Below are 21,430 nucleotides of genomic sequence, written 5' to 3' on the forward strand. Positions count from 1 at the left end.
GGTGGCGGCATGAGTGGTGGACTGCGGTTCGGGTACGGGACCAACGGCTTCAGCAACCACCGGCTCGACGACGCGCTCGACGTCATCGCCGGGCTCGGGTACGAGGGTGTCGCGCTCACCCTCGACCATCACCACCTGGACCCGTTCGACGCGCACCTGTCCCGGCACGTGCGCGCCGTGGCCAACCGGCTGCGCGAGCTCGGCCTGGGCGTGGTGATCGAGACCGGTGCGCGGTACCTGCTGGACAAGTGGCACAAGCACGCCCCGACGCTGCAGGACGACGAGCCGGGGCCGCGGCTGGAGTTCCTGCGCCGGGCCGTGCGCATCGGCGCCGACCTCGGCGCGGAGGCGGTGAGCTTCTGGGCCGGGGTGCGCCCGCCCGGGCTCGATCCGGACCAGGCCTGGCGGCGGCTGGTGGGTGGCTGCGCCGAGGTGCTCGCCGCGGCCGAGGGCGCGGAGATGATGCTCGGGTTCGAGCCGGAGCCGGGCATGCTGGTCGAGTCGATGGCTGACTGGGAGCGGCTGCGGGCCGACCTGGGCGCGCCCGTGCACTTCGGGCTGACCCTCGACATCGGTCACTGCCGGTGCCTGGAGCCGGTGCCGGCCGACGAGTGCGTGCGCCGGGCGGCCGGCTCGCTGGTCAACGTGCAGATCGACGACATGCGCCGGGGCGTGCACGAGCACCTGGAGTTCGGCGCGGGCGAGGTCGACTTCCCGTCCGTACTGCGCGCGCTGGCCGACATCGACTACGGCGGCCTCGTCGCCGTCGAGCTGCCCCGCCACAGCCACGCCGCGCCGAGCGTGGCCCGCGACTCGCTGGCGTTCCTGCGCGCCGCCGAGCAACGGTCGCTGGATCGCTTCCAGGAGGTGCCATGAGGACCGAGGACCTGCACGCGGAACTGATCGCCGAGCTCGCCGACACCGCCTGGCTCGACACCGCGCTGGAGACGGTGGCGCGGCAGCCGGCGGCGATCGGGCGGCTGTTCCCCGCGGCCGGGCGCCGGTGCGGCCGCGGGATGCTGCCCGACGACGGCCGGATCCCGCCGGGCTGGAGCATTGAGGACGCCGCCCGGGTACTGCTGCTGGCCCGGCTGCCGCGCGAGTCGGCCGCCGCCGAGGTCGAGCCGCTGTACCGCTACGGCGACGCCGCCGAGAAACGCGCCGTGCTGCGCGCCCTGCCGCTGCTGGACCTGCCCCCGTCCGTCGTGGAACCGCTGCTGCTGGACGCGCTGCGCACCAACGACACCCGGCTCGTCACCGCCGCGCTCGGCCCGGCCGCGCGGCACCTGGACGCCGCCGCCTGGCGCCAGGGCGTGCTCAAGGCCGTGTTCATGCAGCTGCCGCTGGCGGGCGTCGCCGACCTCGACGAGCGCGCGGACGCCGAGCTCGCCACCATGCTCAGCGGTCTGGTGCGGGAGCGGCAGGCCGCGGGGCGAACCATGGCCGCCGACGCGACCGAGCTGCTGCACCGACTTCAGGAGAGGGTCTCGTGATGCGCATCTTCGACCCCCACATCCACATGACGTCCCGGACCACCGACGACTACGAGCGGATGGCCGCCGCCGGGGTGCGCGCGCTGGTCGAGCCCGCGTTCTGGCTGGGCCAGCCGCGCACGAACGTCGGCTCGTTCACCGACTACTTCGACTCGCTCGTCGGCTGGGAGCCGTTCCGGGCCGCCCAGTTCGGCATCCGGCACCACGCCACGATCGCGCTCAACCCGAAGGAGGCCAACGACCCGCGCTGCCGCGAGGTGCTGGGCGTGCTGCCGCGGTACCTGGAGAAGGACGGCGTCGTCGCGGTCGGCGAGATCGGGTACGACTCGATGACCCCGGAGGAGGACGAGGCGTTCGCCGCGCAGCTCGCCCTCGCCGTCGAGCACGAGCTGCCCGCGCTGGTGCACACCCCGCACCGGGACAAGGCCCGCGGCACCGAGCGCACCCTCGCCGTCGTGCGCGAGTCCGGCATCGATCCGGGCCTGGTCGCCGTGGACCACCTCAACGAGGTCACCGTCGGCGCGGTCGCCGGCAGCGGCTGCTGGATGGGCTTCTCCATCTACCCCGACACGAAGATGACCGCCGCGCGGATGGTGCACATCCTGCGCGAGTACGGCCTGGACCGGATGCTGGTGAACTCCGCCGCCGACTGGGGACGCTCGGATCCGCTGCTGACCCGGCGTACCGGCGAGGAGATGCTGGCGGCCGGGTTCAGCGACGACGACGTGGACCGGGTGCTGTGGCGCAACCCGGTGGAGTTCTACGGGCAGTCGAAGCGACTGGACCCGTCCGCGGTGGACGCGGGGCCGATGACGTTCGAGGGCAACTCGATCCTGCGCGGGGGATCCTGATGCGGCTGCGGCACCCCGACGGGCAGCTGGTGCATCTGGCGTACGGCACCAACGTCCACCCGGCCGAGGACCTGCGCGGGATCCTCGCCCAGCTCGACACGTACGCGACGCCGATGCGCGAGCGGCTCGGCACGGACGTGCTCGGCCTCGGGCTGTGGCTCGGCGCCGGCGTGGCCGCCGAGCTCGCCGCCGAGCCGGCCCTGCGCCGCCGGCTGCGCCATGAGCTCGACACCCGCGGCCTGGAGGTGGTGACGCTCAACGGCTTCCCGTACCGCGAGTTCCACGCCCCGGTCGTCAAGCGTGCCGTGTACCTGCCGGACTGGACCGACCCGGCCCGGCTGCGCTACACCCTCGACCTGGCGCGGATCCTGGTCGACCTGCTGCCCGACGACGCGGTGCGCGGCTCGATCTCGACCCTGCCGCTGGGCTGGCGCGACCCGTGGGACGGCCGGCGGGTCGCCCGGGTCTGGCGCGCGCTGGACGCGCTGGCCCAGGGGCTCGCGGCGCTGGAGGTGCTCACCGGCCGTACCGTCCGCGTCGCCTTCGAACCTGAGCCCGGCTGCGTCATCGAGAACACGCTGCAGGCCACCGTGCACCTGTCCCGGGTGGACCGGCAGTGGGTGGGCGTCTGCGTCGACCTGGCGCACCTGGCGTGCGCGTGGGAGGACCCGGTCGCCGCGGTGCAGCGCCTCGCCCGTGCCGGGCTGCCGGTGGTGAAGATTCAGGTGTCGGCCGCGCTGGAGGTCGCCGATCCCAGTGGCGCCCGCGAGGTCGTGCGGCGCTACGCCGAGCCGAGGTTCCTGCACCAGACCCGCACCGCCGGCTGCCGGCACGAGTTCGACGACCTCGACGAGGCGCTTGAGGCTGGGCCCTCGATCTGGCCGGACGGGCCGTGGCGGGTCCACTACCACGTGCCGCTGCACGCCGAGCCCGAGCCGCCGCTGCGCGCGACCACCGGCGTGCTGCGGGCCGGCCTCGGCGCGCTCGTCGGCGGGCCGATCGCCGCCTGCGACCACCTCGAGGTCGAGACGTACACCTGGAACGTCCTGCCCCCGGAGCAGCGCCCGGCCGGCCCGCAGGCCCTCGCCGACGGCATGGCCGCCGAGCTCGCCTACGCCCGGGACACCCTGCAGGACCTCGGCCTCAAGACCTTGGAGCCTAGATGAGCAAGCCGCTGGTGGTACTGGACGTCGTCGGGCTGACCCCGCGGCTGCTGCCGCACATGCCCAACCTGTCGCGGCTGGGCGCCGCGGTGCCGCTCGAGCCGGTGCTGCCCGCCGTCACCTGCTCGGTGCAGTCGACGTTCCTGACCGGCGAGCCGCCGGCCGGGCACGGCATCGTCGGCAACGGCTGGTACTTCCGTGACCTCGGCGAGGTGCTGCTCTGGCGGCAGCACAACGCGCTCGTCGGCGGTGACAAGCTGTGGCACGCCGCCCGCCGCGCCCAGCCCGGCTACACGGTGGCGAACGTCTGCTGGTGGTACGCGATGGGCGCCGACGTCGACTGGACCGTCACCCCGCGGCCGATCTACTACGCCGACGGGCGCAAGGAGCCCGACTGCTACACCTACCCGCCGGCGCTGCACGACGAGCTCACCGCCCGGCTCGGCCCGTTCCCGCTGTTCACGTACTGGGGGCCGAACGCCGGCATCGCATCCTCGGCGTGGATCGCGCGGGCCGCGCAGCAGATCATGGCCGATAAGAACCCCGACCTGACCCTGGTGTACCTACCGCACCTGGACTACGACCTGCAGCGCTACGGCCCGTCGGACCCGCGCGCGGCGGCGGCCGCGGCCGAGCTCGACGCGGTCCTGGGCCCGCTGCTCGACGCGGCGCGGGCGCGCGGGGCGACCACGGTGGCGCTGTCGGAGTACGGCATCACCGAGGCGAGCCGGCCCGTCGACGTCAACCGCCTGCTGCGCGCCGAGGGGCTGCTCAACGTCCACACCCAGGACGGGATGGAGTACCTCGACCCGTGGACGTCGCGCGCGTTCGCCGTCGCCGACCATCAGATCGCGCACGTCTACGTGCGCGATGCGCAAGACGTCGCCGTGGTGCGCAAGCTGTGTGCCGCCCTGCCCGGCGTCGCCGAGGTGCTGGACGAGGCCGGCAAGGCCCGCCACGGCCTGGACCACGAGCGCTCCGGCGAGATCGTGCTGCTGGCCGAGCCCGACGCCTGGTTCACGTACTACTACTGGCTCGACGACGCCCGGCGTCCCGACTTCGCCAACCTCGTGGAGATCCACCGCAAGCCCGGCTACGACCCCGCCGAGCTGTTCTTCGACCCGGCCGGGCCGGGGGCGGCCAAGGGCCGGGCCGGCCTCGCCCTGCTGCGCAAGAAGACCGGCATGCGGTACCTCATGAGCGTCGTCGGCCTGGACGCCGGTGCCCGGGCCGTGCGCGGGTCGCACGGGCTGTTGCCGACGGCGGACGAGGACGGGCCGGTGTGGCTGTGTGACGATCCCGCCGTCGCGCCCGAGCGGGTCCGGGCCACCGAGGTCAGGTCGTTGCTGCTGGGGCTGGCCGGGCTGGTGGGGTGACGCCCCGGAGTCGACCGCGAGCGGATGTAGCCCGAACCTGAGAAGAATCACAGGTGGAACCCCTAAGGAACCACTCTCAGGTGCGTTCCGGATGGTCCGGGCCGTGCACGTTCCGTAGTCTCGGCGTCGTGACACTCATCGAGACGCGTGCGCTGACGAAGCGCTACGGGGGTGGCGTCACCGCCCTTGCGGATCTGACCCTGGCCGTAGAGCCGGGGATCATCGGGCTCGTCGGGGCCAACGGCGCCGGAAAGTCCACGTTCATCAAGATCATGCTCGGCCTGCTGGCGCCGACCTCCGGTGATCTGCGGGTCCTCGGGCTCGATCCGACGCAACACGCGGAGGAGGTGCGTGCCCGCGTCGGGTACATGCCGGAGCACGACTGCCTGCCGAGCGAGGTGTCCGCCGCGGAGTTCGTGACGCACCTGGCCCGCATGAGCGGCCTGCCCGCCACCGCGGCCCGCGAGCGCGCCTCCGAGGCGCTGCGCCACGTCGGGCTCTACGAGGAGCGGTATCGCCAGATCGGCGGCTACTCGACCGGCATGAAGCAGCGGGTCAAGCTGGCCCAGGCGCTCGCGCATGACCCCGACCTGCTGCTGCTCGACGAGCCGACCAACGGCCTCGACCCGGCCGGCCGCGACGCGATGCTGGAGCTGGTGCACCGCATCGGCAGCGAGTTCGGCATCTCGGTCGTCGTGTGCTCCCACCTGCTCGGCGAGGTCGAGCGCATCTGCGACTCGATCATCGCCATCGACGGCGGGCGGCTGCTGCGCTCCGCGACGGTCGAGGACATGACCACCAGCCGCGACGTGCTCACCGTCGAGGTCAGCGAGGGCGTCGAGCAGCTCACCGCGCGCCTGGCGGAGCTTGGCATCCCGGCCACCCGCGACGGTGCCGCGCTCAGCGTGCCGCTGGACGGCGAGGACGTCTACGACCGGATCCTCATCGCGGTCGCCGAGCTCGACCTGCCGCTGCACCGGCTCGACCAGCGCCGGCACCGGGTCGCCGAGCTCTTCCAACCACCAACCGTCACCGCACCAGCGCTCAGCGTCGCTCAGGAGGCCGGCCGTGGCGCCGCAGACTAGTGTCATCCACGACATCGGCTACCAGCGGTACACGGGACCGCGCCTGGGCCGGTGGTATGCCAACCGCTCCCTCTACGAGCACAGCGTGCGCAGCGCGTTCGGCATCGGGCGGGGCGCCAAGGCGAAGATCTTCCCCTGGCTGATCATCGGCATCGTGCTGCTCGTCGCCGTGGTCGCCATCGCGGTCCGGTCGATCAGCGGCCAGACGCTGATGACCTACCGGCAGTACGCCGCAGGGCTGAGCTACCCGGTGATGCTGTTCCTGGCGATCGTCGCGCCCGAGCTGGTCTCCCGCGACCTGCGCGACCGCACGCTGCCGCTGTACTTCTCCCGGCCGCTGGCCCGCACCGACTACGCGCTGTCGAAGTACGCCGCGCTGGTCACCGCCGTGTTCCTGCTGCTCGGCGTGCCCCAGCTGCTCATCTACATCGGCGCCGTGTTCACCCGCACCGACGGCTTCCACGGCGCCTGGGACGAGCTCGGCGACCTCGGCCCGGGGCTCGGCGCCGCGCTCGTGCGCGCCCTGGTCCTCGCCTCGCTCTCGCTGCTGATCGCCTCGCTGACCGGCCGGCGCGCGTTCGCCGCGGCGTTCATCGTCGGCGTCTTCCTCGTGACCTCGCCGATCGTCGTCATCCTCGGGGTGCTCGGCAACGAGACCGTCGGGAGCCTGGCGTTCCTGGCCAACCCGATGTTCCTCATGCTCGGACTGGAACAGTGGATGTTCGGCATGGACGCCAACAACCGGCTGCCGATCGGCGACTTCGGCCCGGTGTACGGCCTCGGCGCGCTGATCCTGCTCGGCGGATCCGTCGGGCTCCTGCTGCAGCGTTACCGGAAGGTGGCCGCCTGAGATGAGCACCGTCGACCTGCAGCACGTTTCCCGGTGGTACGGCAACGTGGTGGCCGTCAACGACGTCACCATGAGCCTCGGGCCGGGCGTCACCGGCCTGCTGGGCCCGAACGGGGCCGGCAAGACCACCCTGCTGCACATGATGTCCGGGTTCCTCGCCCCGTCGCGGGGCACGCTCACCGTCGACGGCGCGCCGACGTGGCGCAACCCCGACGTGTACCGCACCCTCGGGCTGGTCAGCGAGCGCGAGTCCGTGCACGGGTTCCTCACCGGCAAGGAGTTCGTGGTCGCCAGCGCCAAGCTGTTCCGCCTGACCAACCCCGAGGAGGCCGCCCGCCGGGCGATCGCCCTCGTGGAGATGGAGGCGGCCCAGGACCGGCGGATCGAGACGTACAGCAAGGGCATGCGCCAGCGCATCCGGGTCGCCGCCGCCCTGGTCCACGAGCCGAGCGTGCTGCTGCTCGACGAGCCCTTCAACGGCATGGACCCGCGGCAGCGCTTCCACATGATGGACCTGCTGCACACGATGGGCGACGACGGGCGGACCGTGCTGTTCTCCTCGCACATCCTGGAGGAGGTCGAGCAGGTCTCCGGCACCGTCCAGGTCATGGTCGCCGGCCGGCTCGCCGCATCCGGCGAGTTCCGCACCATCCGGCGGCTGATGACCAACCGCCCGCACGTGTTCACCATCCGCTCCAGCGACGACCGGCGCCTCGCGGTCGCGCTCATGGCCCAGGACTCGGTCGCCGGCGTCGACATCGACGCGACCGGCCTGCAGGTCCGCGCGTCCGACTACGGCACGTTCACCCGGGTCCTGCCGCGCATCGCGCTCAAGGAGGGCGTGCGGGTGCGCCGCCTGCTGCCGGCCGACGAGTCCCTGGAAAGCGTGTTCTCCTACCTGGTGGGTGCCCGATGAACGCCACAATCGCGATGATCACGGCCCGCGGCCTGCTCGGCCGGCGCCGGATCTGGCTGCTCGTACCGCTGCCGCTGATGCTCATCGGCCTGGCGATCCTCGCCCGCGCGTTCGGCCCCGCGCCGGCCGAATGGGGCGAGGGCATCATCGGGGGCCTGGGCTTCACGGCGGTACTGCCGGTGATCGCCCTCATCGTCGGCACCGGTGTGCTGGGCTCCGAGATCGACGACGGCACGATCACGCACATCCTGGCCAAGCCCCTGCCGCGCTCGGAGATCATCCTCACCAAGCTCGGCGTCGCCACCGGCGTCACCGGCCTTTTCGCCGGCGTGCCGCTGTTCCTCGTCGGCCTCATCGCGGGCGAGCAGGCGCTGGCGTTCGCCCTGGTCGTGGGCGCGGTGATCGGCGCACTGGCGTACTGCTCGCTGTTCCTGCTCATCAGCGTCGTGACCCGCCGCCCGGTGCTCGTCGGCCTCGCCTACGTCGTGCTCTGGGAGGGCACGCTGGGCAACATCCTCTCCGGCACGCAGAAGCTGTCGATCCAGCAGTACGTCCAGGCGATCGTCGACTGGCTGGCCCCGACCGAACTGCTGCACGGCAACGTGTCGGTCCCACTGAGCTGCGTCATGGCCGGCGTGTTCATCATCGCCTCGACCGCCTACGCGATCCAGCGGCTGCGCACCCTCTCGGTCGCCGGCGAGACCGGCTGAGCCTTGGGCAGGGGCCCGAACCTGGCGCCGTCGCGGTGGGATCCGCGGCGGCGCCTCCCCGTAGGTGCGGGCCCCAGCGCCCTGATCGGAGGGCACGAGGACTCTACGAACGGGGCCGATAGGAAATCGACACGCGCGGTACACATGTTTGCCGACGGCGGGGTCAGGTGGCCAAGAGCAGGTCAGCGATGGTTGAGTGTGAGCGTGCGTCGGGTCTACAGCGTGGTCGTGTTCATCATCCTGGCCTCGCTCGACAATGTGGCCATCGGCCTGGTGCCGCCGCTGTACTCGCCGATCAGCCGCTCCCTCGGGGTAGGTGAAGGGGCCCTCGGCGTCGTCACGGCCGTCAGCTACCTCGTGACCGCGGTGGCCGCCGTCGCGTGGGCGTACGCGGGGGACCGCACCCGCCGCAAGCCCATGCTGATGATCGGCACGCTGATCTGGGCCGCCGGCACCGGTGCCACCGTGTGGGTCGGCGGATACTGGGGGTTCCTCGCCGCGCAGCTGTTCGCCGCCGTCGGCATCGGCGCCGTCGGGTCCGTCGGGTTCTCCGTGGTCAGCGATCTCATCTCGCCCCGGCGGCGCGGGCTGGTGATGAGCCTGTGGGGGCTGTCGCAGGGGGTGGGGACGCTGGCCGGCGTCCTCGTCGCCAGCCAGCTCGGCGGCGCCGACTGGCGCACCCCGTTCTCCGTGCTGGCCGGGCTCGGGGTCGTGGCCGCCATCGCGTACTTCACCACCGCCGACATTCGGCGCGGGCAGAGCGAGCCCGACCTGGCCGCGGTGTTCGCGGCGGGCGAGGAGTACGAGCACCGCATCTCCCGCACCGACCTCCCGCGCATCGCGGCCCGGCGGACCAACGTCTGGCTGATCCTGCAGGGGCTGACGGCCCAGGCGGCGTTCGGCTCGCTGGTCTGGCTGCCGCGGCTGTTCCAGGCCCGGGTGGAGGCTCAGGGATACGACGAGCGGGCCGCGATCGAGATCGGCGGGCTGCTGACGACGCTGTTCCAGCTCGGCGGCGTGCTGTCGATCGTCGGCGGGCTGATCGGCGACCGGCTGCAGCGGCGCGACCCGGGCGGGCGGGCGAAGGTGGCGGCGATCGGCATCCTGGCCGGCGTCCCGCTGTACGTGCTGCTGTTCTTCGCCCCGCTGCACCTGCCGGCCCCCGAGACCGCGACCGGGCCGGCCGCGGCGCTGGTGCTCGGCTCGCTGTTCACCTCGCCGAGCCTGCTCGGCGCGTTTCTGCTGGCGCTGGTCGCGCTCGGGCTGACCTCGGCGAACTCGCCGAACTGGTTCGCGCTCATCGCCGATGTCAACCCGCCGGAGCACCGCGGCACGGTGTACTCCCTGGGCAACCTCGTCAACGGCGCCGGCCGCGCGGCCGGCAACGGCCTGGTCGGGGCGGTCTTCGCGGCGCTGGCGCGCAGCTTCCCGCCGCCGGCGAACCTGGCCATCGGCCTGGCGGCGTTCCAGCTGTTCTTCGTGCCGACCGGTTTCATGTACTGGCGGGCGTCGCGCACGGCGCCCCGGGACATCGAGGACGTGCGCGCGCTGCTGCGGGCGCGCGCCGCCGCCGAGGCCACCGGGTCGCCCGCGGGCCGGACCGGCCGGATCAGTTCGAGCCCAACGCCCGGAGGCGGCTCGGCGGCGTGAAGTCCACCACCGGCTGGCCCTGCAGGGCCGCCTTCAGCGTGTAGGCGACCGCGTTGTTGACGACCGGGTGCGACATCGTCCGGTCGGTCTGCGGGTTGTCCGGGTCGGTGAGGATCCCGGCGACCGCGAGCTGCCTGGTCATCGCCACGAACGTCGCGCTCTTCTCGCTGTCGGTGGTGCCGGTCTTGCCGGCGACCGGGCGGCCGACATCGCCGTGCACGCCGGTCGCCGTGCCGCCGTTGGGGCAGGCGTTGAACGCGGACTGGTCGCCGACCGGGCACCGCGCCATGTCCACCGCGGCGCGGGCGACGTCGGGCTCGACCACCGTGTGGCACTTCGGGTCGCCGGCGTCGATCTTGTGGCCGTTGAGGTCCTTGATCTCCACCACCGGGGTCGGGGCGCAGTAGAGGCCGTCGGCGGCGAGGGTCGCGTAGGCGTTGGCCAGGTCCAGCGGCGTCGTGTCCGACACACCGAGGGTGAACGCGCCCCACTGCTTGGCGTCTTTGGCGAACGCCGCGTCGTTCGGCGAGCGGAACTGGATGCCCAGCCGCTTCGCCACGTCGACCACCTTGTCGGCGCCGACGCGCTGCTGCAGCGGTACGAAATAGGTGTTGAGCGACATGCCGAAGCTCTGCCACATGTTGAACGTGCCGGTGGGGTCGCCGCCGGAGTTCTTCGGGCAGTAGTGCGTGCCGTTGCAGGCCGCGGGGCTGCTGGCCGAGATCGGGTAGTCCGAGACGAACTGCGCCTGCACGTCCTCGGTGTGGCTCAGCGGCAGCCCGGCCTCCAGCGCCGCTATCGCCGTGAAGATCTTGAACGAGGAGCCGGCCTGGTAGCCGGGCACACCCGGCCCGCCGGTGATGAACGGCACCGTCGTGTTGGGGTAGTTGCCCTTCTGGCCCTTCCGCGACGGGTTGGTGCTCGGCCCGTTGGCGCTCTGGTCGTTGCTGAAGTTGCGGTTGGTCGCGAGGGCCTGCACCCGCCCGGTGCCCGGCTCGACCGCGGCGACCATGACCGCCTCCGGGTTGCTCATGCCGACCTTCTCGCCACCGACGTACGGCTGATCCTTGGCGTACTTGAACGCCGCCGCCTGCGTCTGGATGTTCAGCGAGCTGACGATCGTGTATCCGCCGGAGCTCAGCCGGTTCTCCCGCTCGTACGCGTCCGCGCCGAACGCGGGCTGGTCGCGCCACCACCGGCGCACGTAGTCGCACAGGAACCCGGCACCGAGGTCGGAGCGCTGCACCGACCCGCACCCCTCCGGCGTGCGCTGCCCGACGATGGTGAGCTTCGCGGCCGCCGCCTCGGCGCGCTGCTGCGGCGTGATGTAGTGCATCGCCACCATCTGGTCCAGCACGTACCCCTCGCGGGTGACCGCCTTCGGCAGCCCTTCGGCGGTCGCCGGGTCGTTCGTCGACGGCGCCTTCACCAGACCCGCGAGGAGCGCCGACTCGGACAGCGTCAGGTCCTTGGGGTCCTTGCCGAAGTAGACGTGCGCGGCGGCGTAGATGCCGTACGCGCCGTGGCCGAACGAGGAGATGTTGAGGTACCGCTCGAGGATCTGCTGCTTGGTGAGCTTCTCCTCCAGCGCCATGGCGAGCTTCACCTCGCGCAGCTTGCGACCTGGCGTCTTCGCGGTCGCGTCGACGACCTCCTGCGGCGTCTTCGCCGAGTACGCGGTCACCTGCCGCACGTACTGCATCGTCAGCGTCGAGGCGCCCTGCTGGTCCCCGCCGTTCTCGTTGTTCACGAACGCGCGGGCCGCGCCCTTGAGGTCGACCCCGTGGTGCTTGTAGAAGCGCGTGTCTTCGGCCGCCACGATGGCCTGCGCCACGTACGGCGACACCTCGGCGATCGGCACGTCGCGCCGGTTCTCGTCGTACATCATCGCGAGCAGCGTCGTGCGGTCGCTGGCGTAGATGTAGGAGATCTGCGGCGACGGCAGCACGTCGAGCGAGGTGGGCAGTTCCTCGAATGTGTCGGCCCCGCCCTTGGCTAGGAGCCCGGAGGCGGCGACGCCGGGGAAGACCGCCGCGGCGACCACCACCCCCGCGAACAGCCCGCAGAGTAACAGGGACGCGAGGGCCTTCAGGGCAACGTGTCGACGCACCCTGAAAGGCATACCCGACCGCGGCGCCGGTGGCACGTGAAAAATGCCACCGGCACCGATGACAACCAATCGGCGGCTTCGCTTCAGGGCCGCACAGGCCTCAGAGCGTGCGGAGGTGGAAGCCCCCGTCGACGTCGATCACCTGACCGGTCGAGAACGGCAGCAGGTCCGTGGCGATCGCCGCCACCGCGCGCCCCACGTCGTCCGGGGTGCCCCAGCGGCGGATCGGGGTGATGCCGTCGGCGTGGATCAGCCGGTCGTACTTCTCCTTCACACCGTCCGTCATGTCGGTCGCGATGATGCCCGGGCGCACCTCGTAGACGTTGATGCCGTGCTCGGCCAGACGGGCGGCGTAGAGCTTGGTCAGCATCGACAGGCCGGCCTTGGTGACGCAGTAGTCGCCGCGGTTCACGCTCGCCGTGTAGGCGCTCATCGACGAGATCGTCACGATCCGGCCCGCCGTGCCTGCCGCGACCATGCGGCGCGCGACCAACTGGGTCAGGAAGTACGGACCCTTGAGGTTGATGCCGACGAGCCGGTCGAACGACTCCTCGCCGGCATCGAGGATGTCCGCGCGCACCGCCGGCGCGACACCCGCGTTGTTGACGAGCAGCCCGATGTCCCCGAACGCCTCGTACGCCTCGGCCACGAGCCGGGCGCGGTCGGCGGACTGCGCGATGTCAGCGCGTACGACCGCGGCTCTCGTCCCTGCTTTTTCGACCTCCGCGGCGACCTCCCGCGCGGCGGCGGCGTTGCTCGCGTAGTTGACCACGACGTCGAGCCCGGCCCTCGCCAGGGCGAGCGCGATGCCCCGGCCGATGCCCCGCGACGCCCCGGTGACGAGCGCCGCGGTCATGCCGTCACCGCGGGAAGGCCGCCGAAGAAGGTGTAGTACGGCCCCTCGTCGAGGCGCATGAGATACAGCCCGAGCTCGCGCAGGTGGTAGTCGCCCCACATGCTGGACTCGCCGTTGGGCACCCGCTGCCCCTCGTGGACCCGGTCCCAGCCGTTCGGCCGGTGGTAGACGGAGTGCAGCAGCAGCCCCTGGTGGCCCGGGTCCGCCGACAGGTACGGCTCGGCGAGCAGCGTCCGCGCGACCGTGAGCCCAGCAGACAGGTATCGCGCCTCGCCGAGGTGCCGCCCCAGCCGTAGCAGCCCCTGCGCACCGATCGCCGCCGCGCTGGAGTCGACCGGCTCGAAGTCGTTGAACGGGTCGGCGGGCGCGTCGAGGTCGAGGTGTGCGACGCCCGGTGCGCCGGTGTCCCAATACGGCACCCCGTCGGCGGCGGCGTGCCCGATGTAGAAGTCGCAGGTCGCGCGGGCCGCCTCGGCGAACGTGGCGTCCTCGTGGAACTCGAGCAGCTCCGCGAAGCCGAGCATCGCCCACGACAGCCCGCGCGTCCAGGTGGAGAACGGGGAATACCCCTGCTGCGTGCTCGGCGCCCGGAACCGCCCGTCGTTGACGTTGAACAGCGCCTCGTGCGCGGTGCGGCCCCGCACGTCGTAGGCGTCGCGCCCGGTGCCGAAGTAGACGTTGTACCGCGCGGTGTTGTGCGCGTGCTGCCGCAGCCGATCGAGCAGGTCGACGCGCTCGTCGTGCTCGCCCATGAGCACGTGGCCGAGCGCGTGCGCCAACGCGAGCGAGCGGCACGAGCGGATCGTGTCGACGAACAGCGACTGGGGCCCGTTGAACGAGTAGATGTAGCCGGTGCCGTCCTCGACGCGCTGCCAGCGGGCCGCCTGCACCGCGCCGCTGACCTTCAGTGCCAGCTCCGCCGCGGCCCGGTCCCGCTCGTCGACGCGCCCCTCGCGGGCGAGGCGCAGCAGTGCGCCATACGTGCTGACGTTGTTGAACCCGTGGTCGTGCACGCCGACGTGGCTGACGTGCGGGGCCATCAGCCGCTCGGTCTGCACGCGGCCGAGGTCGAGGAAGCGCCGCTCGTCCGTGGCGTCGAACTGCAGCAGCGCCGAGCCGACCTGGAAGCCCTGCGTCCACTCGGTCCAGCCGCGGGCCGTGTATCGCCCGTCGACCGTGAACACCGGTGACCCGCCGTGCCCGTCCGGGTCCAGCGCCAGGATCTTGCCGGCGGACAGCTGCCACATCCGCTCCACAGCGGGCCGCAACGCCTTGGCCGTGAGGCCCTCGTCGATCCGCAACATGCCCCGGATGCTACCGAGGAAAGCCCTTTCCTGAAACCCTGACCCGGGCACGCGCCGGGGCGCGGGTGGCATGCGAGGATATGCCGCGATGGATATCGCGGTGGAGGACGTCGCCGGCCGCTGGGTCGCGGCCTGGACCACGGGGCGCACGGCGGACCTGTTCCGGCTGCTCGCGGCCGCGCCGGAGATCGAGTCCAACCTCGACCCGGACGGCGACTTCATCGAGCTGCTCACGGCGTATGCCGCGGCCCTGAAATCGATCGCGGTCTTCTCCCGCACGGTGATCGACCGCCGCGCCGCGCTGATCTACGACTGCGCCCTGTCCGGCGAGACGTTCCGCCTGGCCGAGTTCCTGACGGTGAACGAGTCCGGCCTGATCACCGAGATCCGCCGGGTGTATGACCTTGACGCCGTGCAGCGCCTGATGCCCCACCTGCTGCTCGGGCAGGAGTGAGGCCGGGCTGTGGCCAGTCGGTTGCGAACTCGGCCCACAGCGACAGCGCGACCGCCGCGCTCTGCGGCCGCTCGTCCGGGCGCTTGGCCATGCACTGCCGGCACAGCTCAGCCACCGAGCGCGGCAGCCCGGGCGTGAGCACCACCGGCGTCGGCGCCGCCTGCAGCAGCCGGGCGCCCGGCGCGTGCGGGGACCGGCCGGTGAGCATGTGGTACAGCAGCGCGCCCAGCGCGTACACGTCCCAGGCCGGCGCGTGCTCGATCCGGGCCGCCGGGTGCGCGAACGGCACCGCCAGCCCGAAGTCGATGATCTTCACCCCGGCGGTGGTGAGCATGACGTTGTCGGCGGTCAGGTCGCGGTGCGCCACGCCCCGGCGATGCGCGACCGCGAGCAACTCCGCGATCGAGGCGGCGATCTCCACCGCCCGCTGCCAGGGCAGCGGCCCATCGGCCAGGCGGGACGCCAGCGGCACCCCGTTGAGCAGCTCCATGGCGACCGCCGGCACGGACACCCCGTCGGCCTCGATGTCGCCGTGCGCGAACACCTTCGGCACGGCAGGGTGTCGCATCCGATGCATGAGGTGAGGCTCGCGCCGGGCCGCGTGACAGGCGCGCGTGTTGCTGGCGAAGGCCGGCGCCAGGACCTTCACCGCGGCCGGGCGGAGCTGTTCGAGATCGACCGCCTCGTAGACCAGCGACATCCCGCCCCGGGCGATCGGGCGGACCAGCAGGTAACGGTCGAGCACCCTGCGGCCAACCTCGATCCCGGACACAATCGTCGACTATTCCCTATTCGGCCGGGCTTGCGGTAGCCCTGGAGCGCTCGACATGGTGCGGTTTAGGGCGAATTGCAGCGACCTTACGGGTGATCGAAACCGATAGTTGACCTTGCGGTAACCCGTGGTGCCGCGCTCAGCGCCCGGGGGCCAGGCGGTGGCGCACCGCCCAGAGCGCGGCCTCGGTGCGCGACGCGGCCCCGGTCTTGCGCAGCAGGTTGGACACGTGCACGGTCACGGTCCGGATGGAGATGCCCAGCGAGCTCGCCACCTGCTGGTTGGTCATCCCCGCGGCGAGGCAGCCGAGCACCTCGAGCTCCCGGGCGGTCAGGTCACCGCCGGCCCGCAGGCTGTGCAGCAGCGTCTCGGCCTCCGCGTGCCGCCATCCCGGCCAGTGGGCCAGCAGTGCTACCGCGCGCTCCGCGTGCCGCCGCGCCTCGCCGGCCCGGCCCAGCCGGGAGAGGGCGTGCGCGACCGCGGTGTGCACCGCCGCCTCCTCGGCGCGGCCGCCCGAGTCGCCGCCGGCCGGTCCCGTGCCGGCCCTGGCGCCGTCCTCGTAACCGGCCCGCCGCCGGGCCGCGCGCGAGCCGCCGCGACGGCCGGCGGGCCGGTCAGCGGTGCCGCCGAAGCCCTGCGCGGTGCCGCCGTGACGGGACGCCGCGACGCCGGGCGCGGCGTCGATCGTGCCGAGGCCGAGCGCGGCCGGCAGCAGGGCCACGGCCTCCGGATCGCGGCCCGCGGCGACCGCCAGCAGCAACAGCAGCCGCGGCGGGGGCTCCGCGACGTGCTCCTCGACGACGGCGACGGGCACGCCGCCGTGCAGGGCCCAGCGCGCCGCCTCGGCCAGCAGCGCCGGGCTGCACCGGCCAACGCAGTCGCGCAGCGCCTCGGCGGGGTCGACAGGGTGTACTCCCCGCGCAGCCACGGCCACGCGCAGCACCCGGACCAGGCCGGAGTCGCGGTCCTCGGCGTCGGCGCGGGCCAGCATCCGCACCGCGAGCGGGTCGTCGCCGCGCTCCAGGGCGAGCAGCCCGGCGCGGGCGGTGAAGCGCACCAGCTCGACCGGGTCGCCCTCGATCGGCAGGCGCGACCACACCAGCGCCTCGGCCCGGGCCAGATCCCCGGCGCGCACCGCGTGGGCGACGCCGAGGCTCGTGGTACGGCCGGCGCAGAACTCCAGCCCGTAGCGGGCGATCGTGGCCATCGCCTCGTCGAACAGCCGCCAGCCGGTCACCTCGCCCAGCCGCGGCAGGCTGATCGCGACCAGGTTGTGCACCGCGCGCCCGATCGTGACCGGATCCTGCTCCCGCACGGCCAGCTGCCGGGCCGCCCGCAGCATCGCCACGCCGCGCTCGAAGGCGCCGGTCAGCGCCAGCGCGGTGCCGAGCGTCACCGAGGCCGACCCGATCCCGGCCCCGGCGCGCTGCGCCGCGGCGAGTGCGGCCTCGGCCAGCGGCAGGGCCGTCGCGGCGTCCTCGAGGCGCAGCGCGCTCTCGGCCTCCGCGGTCCGCTGCCGCGCGAGCGACGCCGCCGAACCGCCGACGGCCGCGGCCCGGTCGAGCGAGCGCCGATGCCCGTCCTGGTCCCCGAGGCACCACCGCACGGCGGCGAGCTGCCGGTGCGCGTCGGCGGTCTCGTCGGCGTCGTCGCGCCGCTGTGCCTCGTTCAGCCAGTCGGCGGCGTGCTCCGCCGCGAGCCCGAACCGCCCGCCGACGAACCCGGCCGCCGCCCCGACCGCGGCGAGGGCCCGGCGCTGGCCGGGCACGTCCTCCGGCGCCGGTGCGGGCCGAGGCTGGAGGCTCAGGCCGAGCGCGACCAGGTCCAGCGCGGCCTCCGGCAGGCCTCCGGCGAGGCTCGCGGCCGCGCCCCGGGCCGCGGCAGCGCGCGCCTCGGCGGTGCGCCCGAGCGCGGCGGCGTGGCGGGCGAGCGCCGCGTCGTCGCCGAGTTCGACGGCGAGCCCGCGGGCCAGGGTGTGCACCCGGGTGCGCTCGCGCGGCACGGCGCCGGCGGCGAGGGCCTCGCGCAGCAGCGGGTGGCGGAAGCGCAGCGAGCCGGCCGGGGCCAGGTCGGGGGCGATGAGCAGCATGCCCAGGTCGAGCAGGCGGCGCAGGGCGGGCTCGACGTCCCCGCCGCACACGTGGAACAGCACGTCGTGCTCGACCGGGTCGCCGAGCAGGGCGGCGGCCCGGGCCACCCGCCCGACGAGCGCCGGCTCGTCCGCCAGCGGCTCGACGAGCAGGCCGACGACGTGCGCGGGGAGCGGCGCGGCGCTCAGGTCCTCGGCGGTGTCGTACGCGGCGAGCAGCTCGGTCAGCCAGAACGGGTTGCCGCCGGTGCGCCGCAGCGCGCCGCGGACGGCCTCCGGTGCGGGGGCGCTGCCGTACACGGCCTCGATGAGCTCGGCGGTCTCCCTCGCGGTGAACGGGGCCACGTGCAGGCGCAGCACGGACGGCCCGCCGCCGAGGCGGCGCAGCGTGCGCGCCGCGGCCGGGGCGAACACGGCCTCCTGCGGCGGCCGGCTCGTCACCAGCAGCAGCGCCGGGAGTGTCTCCGCGACGGCGGCGAGCTCGGCGACGAGCGCCAGGCTGGCCGGGTCGAGGTCGTGCAGGTCCTCCACGACGATGATGCCCGGGGCATCCCGGGCGGGATCGGCTCCGCCCCGGGCTGGATCGGCCCCGCCGTCCGGCTCGGCGGCGCGCGATCGCGTGAAAAGCCGGACCGGGTGGGACCCGGACTCCGTCGCCTCGTCGCCGGGACCGCCGCCCGGCGTCGCGGTCGCGACCGTGCCGGCGGTGGGCGCCGGGGCCGCCCGGAGCAGGGCGCGGACCACGTCGACGGCGGCGCGCAGGGTGGTGGCCGGTGCCAGGCGCGGTCCGGCGGCGGCGGCCGGGGTGCCGTCCGCGGTGCGCTGGGCCAAGCGGTTCAGCAGCGACTCCTCGACCGGCAGGCCAACCGCCGGGTGGCCGCTGAGCACCGAGGCCAGCCAGTCGTGCGGTGCGGCGCCCAGCGAGCGCGCCGCGCCGCGCAGCACGGTGGCCGCGGCTCGGTCGAGCCGGTCCAGGGCCTCAGCGACGAGGCGGCTCTTGCCGCTGCCGGCCTCCCCGGTGATCAATATGATGCCTGGCCGGCGGGCCGCCCAAACCTCCGCGATCTCGGCGAGCTGCGCGGCTCGGCCGATGAAGGGGGCGGTTGGCATGCGGCCACGATACGCACAAGTGCGTAGAGACGTCTGCCGACCTCATACGGCACGCTGTTCGGCATGGCAGAGGGTGTCGCAGAGGGCGTGATCGACGGGGGACATCATCCGCTCGCACTGCATTGGGCGGCGCGCACCGACGTGGGGCTGGTGCGCGGCACCAACCAGGACTCGGTGTTCGCGGGCGACCGGCTGCTCGCCGTCGCCGACGGGATGGGCGGCATGGCGGCCGGTGACGTCGCCAGCCGGCTCGCCATCGAGGCGATGAGCCCGCTGGACGAGGAGTTCGCCGGCAACGATCTGCTGACCGCGTTGCGCACGGCGGTGTCCGACGCCAACCGGCGCATCCGCGACGAGGTCGAGGCCGACCCGGAGAAGCTCGGCATGGGCACGACGCTCACCGCGGTGCTGTTCTCCGGCGACCGCATCGGGATGGTCCACATCGGAGACTCCCGGGCCTATCTGCTTCGCGGCGAGGAGTTCGGCCAGATCACGCGCGACGACACCTACGTGCAGATGCTCGTCGACGAGGGCCGCATCACGCTCGATGAGGCGGCGACCCATCCGCAGCGCTCCCTGGTCAGCCGGGTGCTGCAGGGGCAGCCGACCGATCCGGTGTATTCCGTGACCGCCGCCCGCGCCGGTGACCGCTATCTGCTGTGCAGCGACGGCCTGTCCGGCGTGCTGCGGGCGGAGACCATGGAGGATGTCCTGCGCGAATACGCCGACGTCGACGAGTGCGTCGAGCGCCTCGTCGACCTCGCGCTGCGCGCGGGCGGCCCGGACAACATCACCGCCGTGGTCGCGGACATCGTCGGCGACGATGTGCCCGAGCGCAAGGGCCTGCGCGGCCGGCTGCGCTCCTGGCTGGGCCGCGACGAGTTCAGCGGCGCCCGCCTGCCCGCGTGAGCGCCGGCGTCGCCGTTGGGGGCTCCCAGGCGGCGACGCGTTCGGCGCTGCGGATGGTGGCGCTCGCCGGGGTCAGCCGGGCCAGGGCCCGCACCAGCCTGCCCGTCACGGCGCCCCGCGCGCCCGCGACCCGGCCCACCTGCCACGACCGGCGCGCCACCATCGCCACCCGGGGGCGGCGTATTTCGTCGTACTCCCGCAGTGCCTCCTGCACGCTCCCGCCGTCGCGGCCACCGGGGACCAGGGCGGCGAGCGTCACCGCGTCCTCGAGGGCCTGGCAGGCGCCCTGCCCGAGGTTCGGGGTCATCGCGTGCGCCGCGTCGCCGACCAGCGCCACGCGCTCGCCGAACCGCATCGGCGCGACCGGGTGCAGGTCGAGCAGCGGGTGGTGCAGCAGCGCGCCGGGGTCGGTCGCGGCCAGCAGCCGGGGGATCGGCTCGTGCCAACCCTCGAACGCGGCGCGCAGCTCGGCCAGCTGCTCGGCGGGCGCGGTGGTGCGCAGCGGGGCGGGCGCGGCCACATACCAGTAGACGCCCCGCAGACCCACGGGCACGTATCCGAACCGCAGGCCGCCCGGCCCCATCGTCTCGCCGCCCCCGCGGTCGTCGCCCAGGGCGTCGGCCGGGACGACCGAGCGCCACGAGACCTGGCCGCTGTCGCGGAGCTGGATCTGCGGGGCGTACGCCGCGCGCACCGCGCTACGGATGCCGTCCGCGCCGACGATCAGGTCGGCGTCCAGCGAGTGTGGGTCGGTCACCGCCGTGCCGGTGCGCACGCTCAGGCCCTCGGCGAGGATCTCGTGCAGGTCGGCGCGGTGCACCCCGATCGGGCCCGAGACGCCTGTGCGGGTCAGCCAGGCGCCACCGGCGGCGCGCAGGCCGCCGCCGGTGATCGGTGCGCCGGCCGCGCGCACGGCCTCGCCGATGCCGAGCCAGTCCAGGGCGCGCAGGGCGTTGGGCCACAGCGACAGGCCGGCACCAGCCGCCTCAAGCCGGGGCTGGCGCTCCAGGACGGTCACCTCCCAGCCGCGCAGACCCAGCCCGCGGGCCGTGGCCAGCCCGCCGATCCCGCCACCGACGATGATCGCACGCATCGATACTCCTTTATGAGAATGCAGCTGTTCCACTACAGGTGTAGCAATGACGCTACACCTGTAGCATCGCGGCTGTGAAGGATCGGGACACGGATCGCAAGGGTCGGCTTGCCGACGCCGCCATCGACGTGCTCGGCAACGACGGGATGCGGGCGCTCACCCACCGGGCCGTCGACGCGCGGGCCGGGCTGCCGCAGGGCACGTGCAGCTACCACTTTCCGACCCGCAACGCGCTGCTCACCGCAGCGCTCGAGCGCATCGCCGAGCTTGACCTGGCCGAGTCGGAGGGGCACGACCTCGCCGCGGTGCTGCGGCGTTGGGCGGGCTCGCCCCGCACCCGGGCGCGATTCATGCTGATGCTCGACCCGCAGGCGCGCCGCGAGCTGGGCGAGGCGGCGGCGCGGCTGGCGGACGGGTTCGTCGAGCGGGTCGAGCGGCTCACCGGCTCGCGGGCCAAGGGGCGGCTCATGATCGGGCTGATCGACGGGCTGCTGCTGGACGAGCTGACGCGCGGTATCGTCACCGCCGAGGAGCGCCGCGAACGGCTCGCCGCGATCGGCCGGATCGTGGTGACCGGCGAATAACCCCGGGCGGCTCCGGTCGTTGAGCACGATGAGCACATCCCCAGCGCTCCCCTCG

18 protein-coding genes and 1 pseudogene are annotated in these 21,430 nt (G+C 73.4%); 13 read left to right on the forward strand and 6 right to left on the reverse strand.

Features of this window, described 5'->3' with window-relative positions:
• The first annotated feature begins 9 nt into the window (after positions 1-9).
• The 10 genes from AB0367_RS10205 to AB0367_RS10250 all read left to right on the forward strand — a co-directional run bounded on the left by AB0367_RS10205 (position 10) and on the right by AB0367_RS10250 (position 10,094).
• Positions 10-876 (forward strand): sugar phosphate isomerase/epimerase family protein, encoded by an 867-nt coding sequence (locus tag AB0367_RS10205; RefSeq protein WP_366225900.1) that lies wholly within the window; start codon positions 10-12, stop codon positions 874-876.
• Entirely contained in the window at positions 873-1,493 is a 621-nt protein-coding gene (locus AB0367_RS10210; RefSeq protein WP_366225901.1) for an EboA domain-containing protein, read from the forward strand. The genes AB0367_RS10205 and AB0367_RS10210 overlap by 4 nt, the downstream gene beginning before the upstream one ends.
• Positions 1,493-2,344, forward strand: a complete 852-nt coding sequence (locus AB0367_RS10215; RefSeq protein ID WP_366225902.1) for a TatD family hydrolase — start codon at positions 1,493-1,495, stop codon at positions 2,342-2,344. The genes AB0367_RS10210 and AB0367_RS10215 overlap by 1 nt, the downstream gene beginning before the upstream one ends.
• Entirely contained in the window at positions 2,344-3,510 is a 1,167-nt protein-coding gene (eboE, locus tag AB0367_RS10220) for a metabolite traffic protein EboE (RefSeq protein ID WP_366225903.1), read from the forward strand. The genes AB0367_RS10215 and eboE overlap by 1 nt, the downstream gene beginning before the upstream one ends.
• Positions 3,507-4,883 carry a nucleotide pyrophosphatase/phosphodiesterase family protein gene (locus tag AB0367_RS10225; RefSeq protein WP_366225904.1) on the forward strand — a complete coding sequence of 459 codons (1,377 nt, stop codon included), beginning with the start codon at positions 3,507-3,509 and terminating at the stop codon, positions 4,881-4,883. The genes eboE and AB0367_RS10225 overlap by 4 nt, the downstream gene beginning before the upstream one ends.
• A gap of 128 nt (positions 4,884-5,011) precedes the next feature.
• The gene (locus tag AB0367_RS10230) at positions 5,012-5,968 is read left to right on the forward strand and encodes an ABC transporter ATP-binding protein (RefSeq protein ID WP_366225905.1); all 957 of its coding nucleotides are present in this window, start codon (positions 5,012-5,014) and stop codon (positions 5,966-5,968) included.
• Positions 5,952-6,818, forward strand: coding sequence for an ABC transporter permease (locus AB0367_RS10235; RefSeq protein WP_366225906.1), 867 nt, complete (start codon positions 5,952-5,954; stop codon positions 6,816-6,818). The genes AB0367_RS10230 and AB0367_RS10235 overlap by 17 nt, the downstream gene beginning before the upstream one ends.
• Position 6,819: 1 nt before the next feature.
• On the forward strand, positions 6,820-7,734 hold the full coding sequence (locus AB0367_RS10240; protein ID WP_366225907.1) for an ABC transporter ATP-binding protein: 915 nt from the start codon (positions 6,820-6,822) through the stop codon (positions 7,732-7,734).
• On the forward strand, positions 7,731-8,444 hold the full coding sequence (locus tag AB0367_RS10245) for an ABC transporter permease subunit (protein WP_366225908.1): 714 nt from the start codon (positions 7,731-7,733) through the stop codon (positions 8,442-8,444). Before AB0367_RS10240 ends, AB0367_RS10245 begins: the two co-directional genes overlap by 4 nt.
• A gap of 198 nt (positions 8,445-8,642) precedes the next feature.
• Positions 8,643-10,094 (forward strand): MFS transporter, encoded by a 1,452-nt coding sequence (locus tag AB0367_RS10250; RefSeq protein ID WP_366225909.1) that lies wholly within the window; start codon positions 8,643-8,645, stop codon positions 10,092-10,094.
• On the opposite strand, the gene AB0367_RS10255 is transcribed toward AB0367_RS10250, so the two are convergent.
• The 3 genes from AB0367_RS10255 to AB0367_RS10265 all read right to left on the reverse strand — a co-directional run bounded on the left by AB0367_RS10255 (position 10,054) and on the right by AB0367_RS10265 (position 14,364).
• Positions 10,054-12,204: a transglycosylase domain-containing protein gene (locus AB0367_RS10255; RefSeq protein WP_366225910.1), complete on the reverse strand. Its 2,151-nt coding sequence runs from the start codon at positions 12,202-12,204 to the stop codon at positions 10,054-10,056. The two genes, AB0367_RS10250 and AB0367_RS10255, sit on opposite strands and share 41 nt — an antisense overlap.
• 100 nt (positions 12,205-12,304) lie before the next feature.
• The gene (locus AB0367_RS10260; protein WP_366225911.1) at positions 12,305-13,060 is read right to left on the reverse strand and encodes a 3-ketoacyl-ACP reductase; all 756 of its coding nucleotides are present in this window, start codon (positions 13,058-13,060) and stop codon (positions 12,305-12,307) included.
• The gene (locus tag AB0367_RS10265) at positions 13,057-14,364 is read right to left on the reverse strand and encodes a hypothetical protein (protein WP_366225912.1); all 1,308 of its coding nucleotides are present in this window, start codon (positions 14,362-14,364) and stop codon (positions 13,057-13,059) included. Before AB0367_RS10265 ends, AB0367_RS10260 begins: the two co-directional genes overlap by 4 nt.
• Positions 14,365-14,452: 88 nt before the next feature.
• On the opposite strand from AB0367_RS10265, the gene AB0367_RS10270 reads away from it, so the two are divergent.
• Complete coding sequence (locus AB0367_RS10270) at positions 14,453-14,818, forward strand: hypothetical protein (RefSeq protein WP_366225913.1); 366 nt, start codon at positions 14,453-14,455, stop codon at positions 14,816-14,818.
• On the opposite strand, the gene AB0367_RS10275 is transcribed toward AB0367_RS10270, so the two are convergent.
• Both AB0367_RS10275 and AB0367_RS10280 read right to left on the reverse strand, forming a co-directional pair.
• Entirely contained in the window at positions 14,742-15,590 is an 849-nt protein-coding gene (locus AB0367_RS10275; protein WP_366225914.1) for a serine/threonine-protein kinase, read from the reverse strand. The genes AB0367_RS10270 and AB0367_RS10275 overlap by 77 nt on opposite strands.
• Positions 15,591-15,729: 139 nt before the next feature.
• Positions 15,730-18,789, reverse strand: a complete 3,060-nt coding sequence (locus tag AB0367_RS10280) for a LuxR C-terminal-related transcriptional regulator (protein WP_366225915.1) — start codon at positions 18,787-18,789, stop codon at positions 15,730-15,732.
• A gap of 63 nt (positions 18,790-18,852) precedes the next feature.
• Between AB0367_RS10280 and AB0367_RS10285 the strand changes: the two are divergent.
• Positions 18,853-19,599 (forward strand): annotated as a pseudogene (locus tag AB0367_RS10285) (protein phosphatase 2C domain-containing protein); the annotation flags it as partial.
• Positions 19,600-19,672: 73 nt separating this feature from the next.
• Here the strand turns inward: AB0367_RS10285 and AB0367_RS10290 are convergent.
• Positions 19,673-20,791, reverse strand: coding sequence for an FAD-dependent oxidoreductase (locus AB0367_RS10290; protein WP_366225916.1), 1,119 nt, complete (start codon positions 20,789-20,791; stop codon positions 19,673-19,675).
• Positions 20,792-20,865: 74 nt separating this feature from the next.
• Here AB0367_RS10290 and AB0367_RS10295 point away from each other — a divergent pair, with 74 nt between their 5' ends.
• Entirely contained in the window at positions 20,866-21,375 is a 510-nt protein-coding gene (locus tag AB0367_RS10295) for a TetR family transcriptional regulator (RefSeq protein ID WP_366225918.1), read from the forward strand.
• The last annotated feature ends 55 nt before the right edge of the window (positions 21,376-21,430 follow it).

Source organism: Dactylosporangium sp. NPDC051484, assembly GCF_040689395.1.
Lineage (GTDB): Bacteria > Actinomycetota > Actinomycetes > Mycobacteriales > Micromonosporaceae > Dactylosporangium.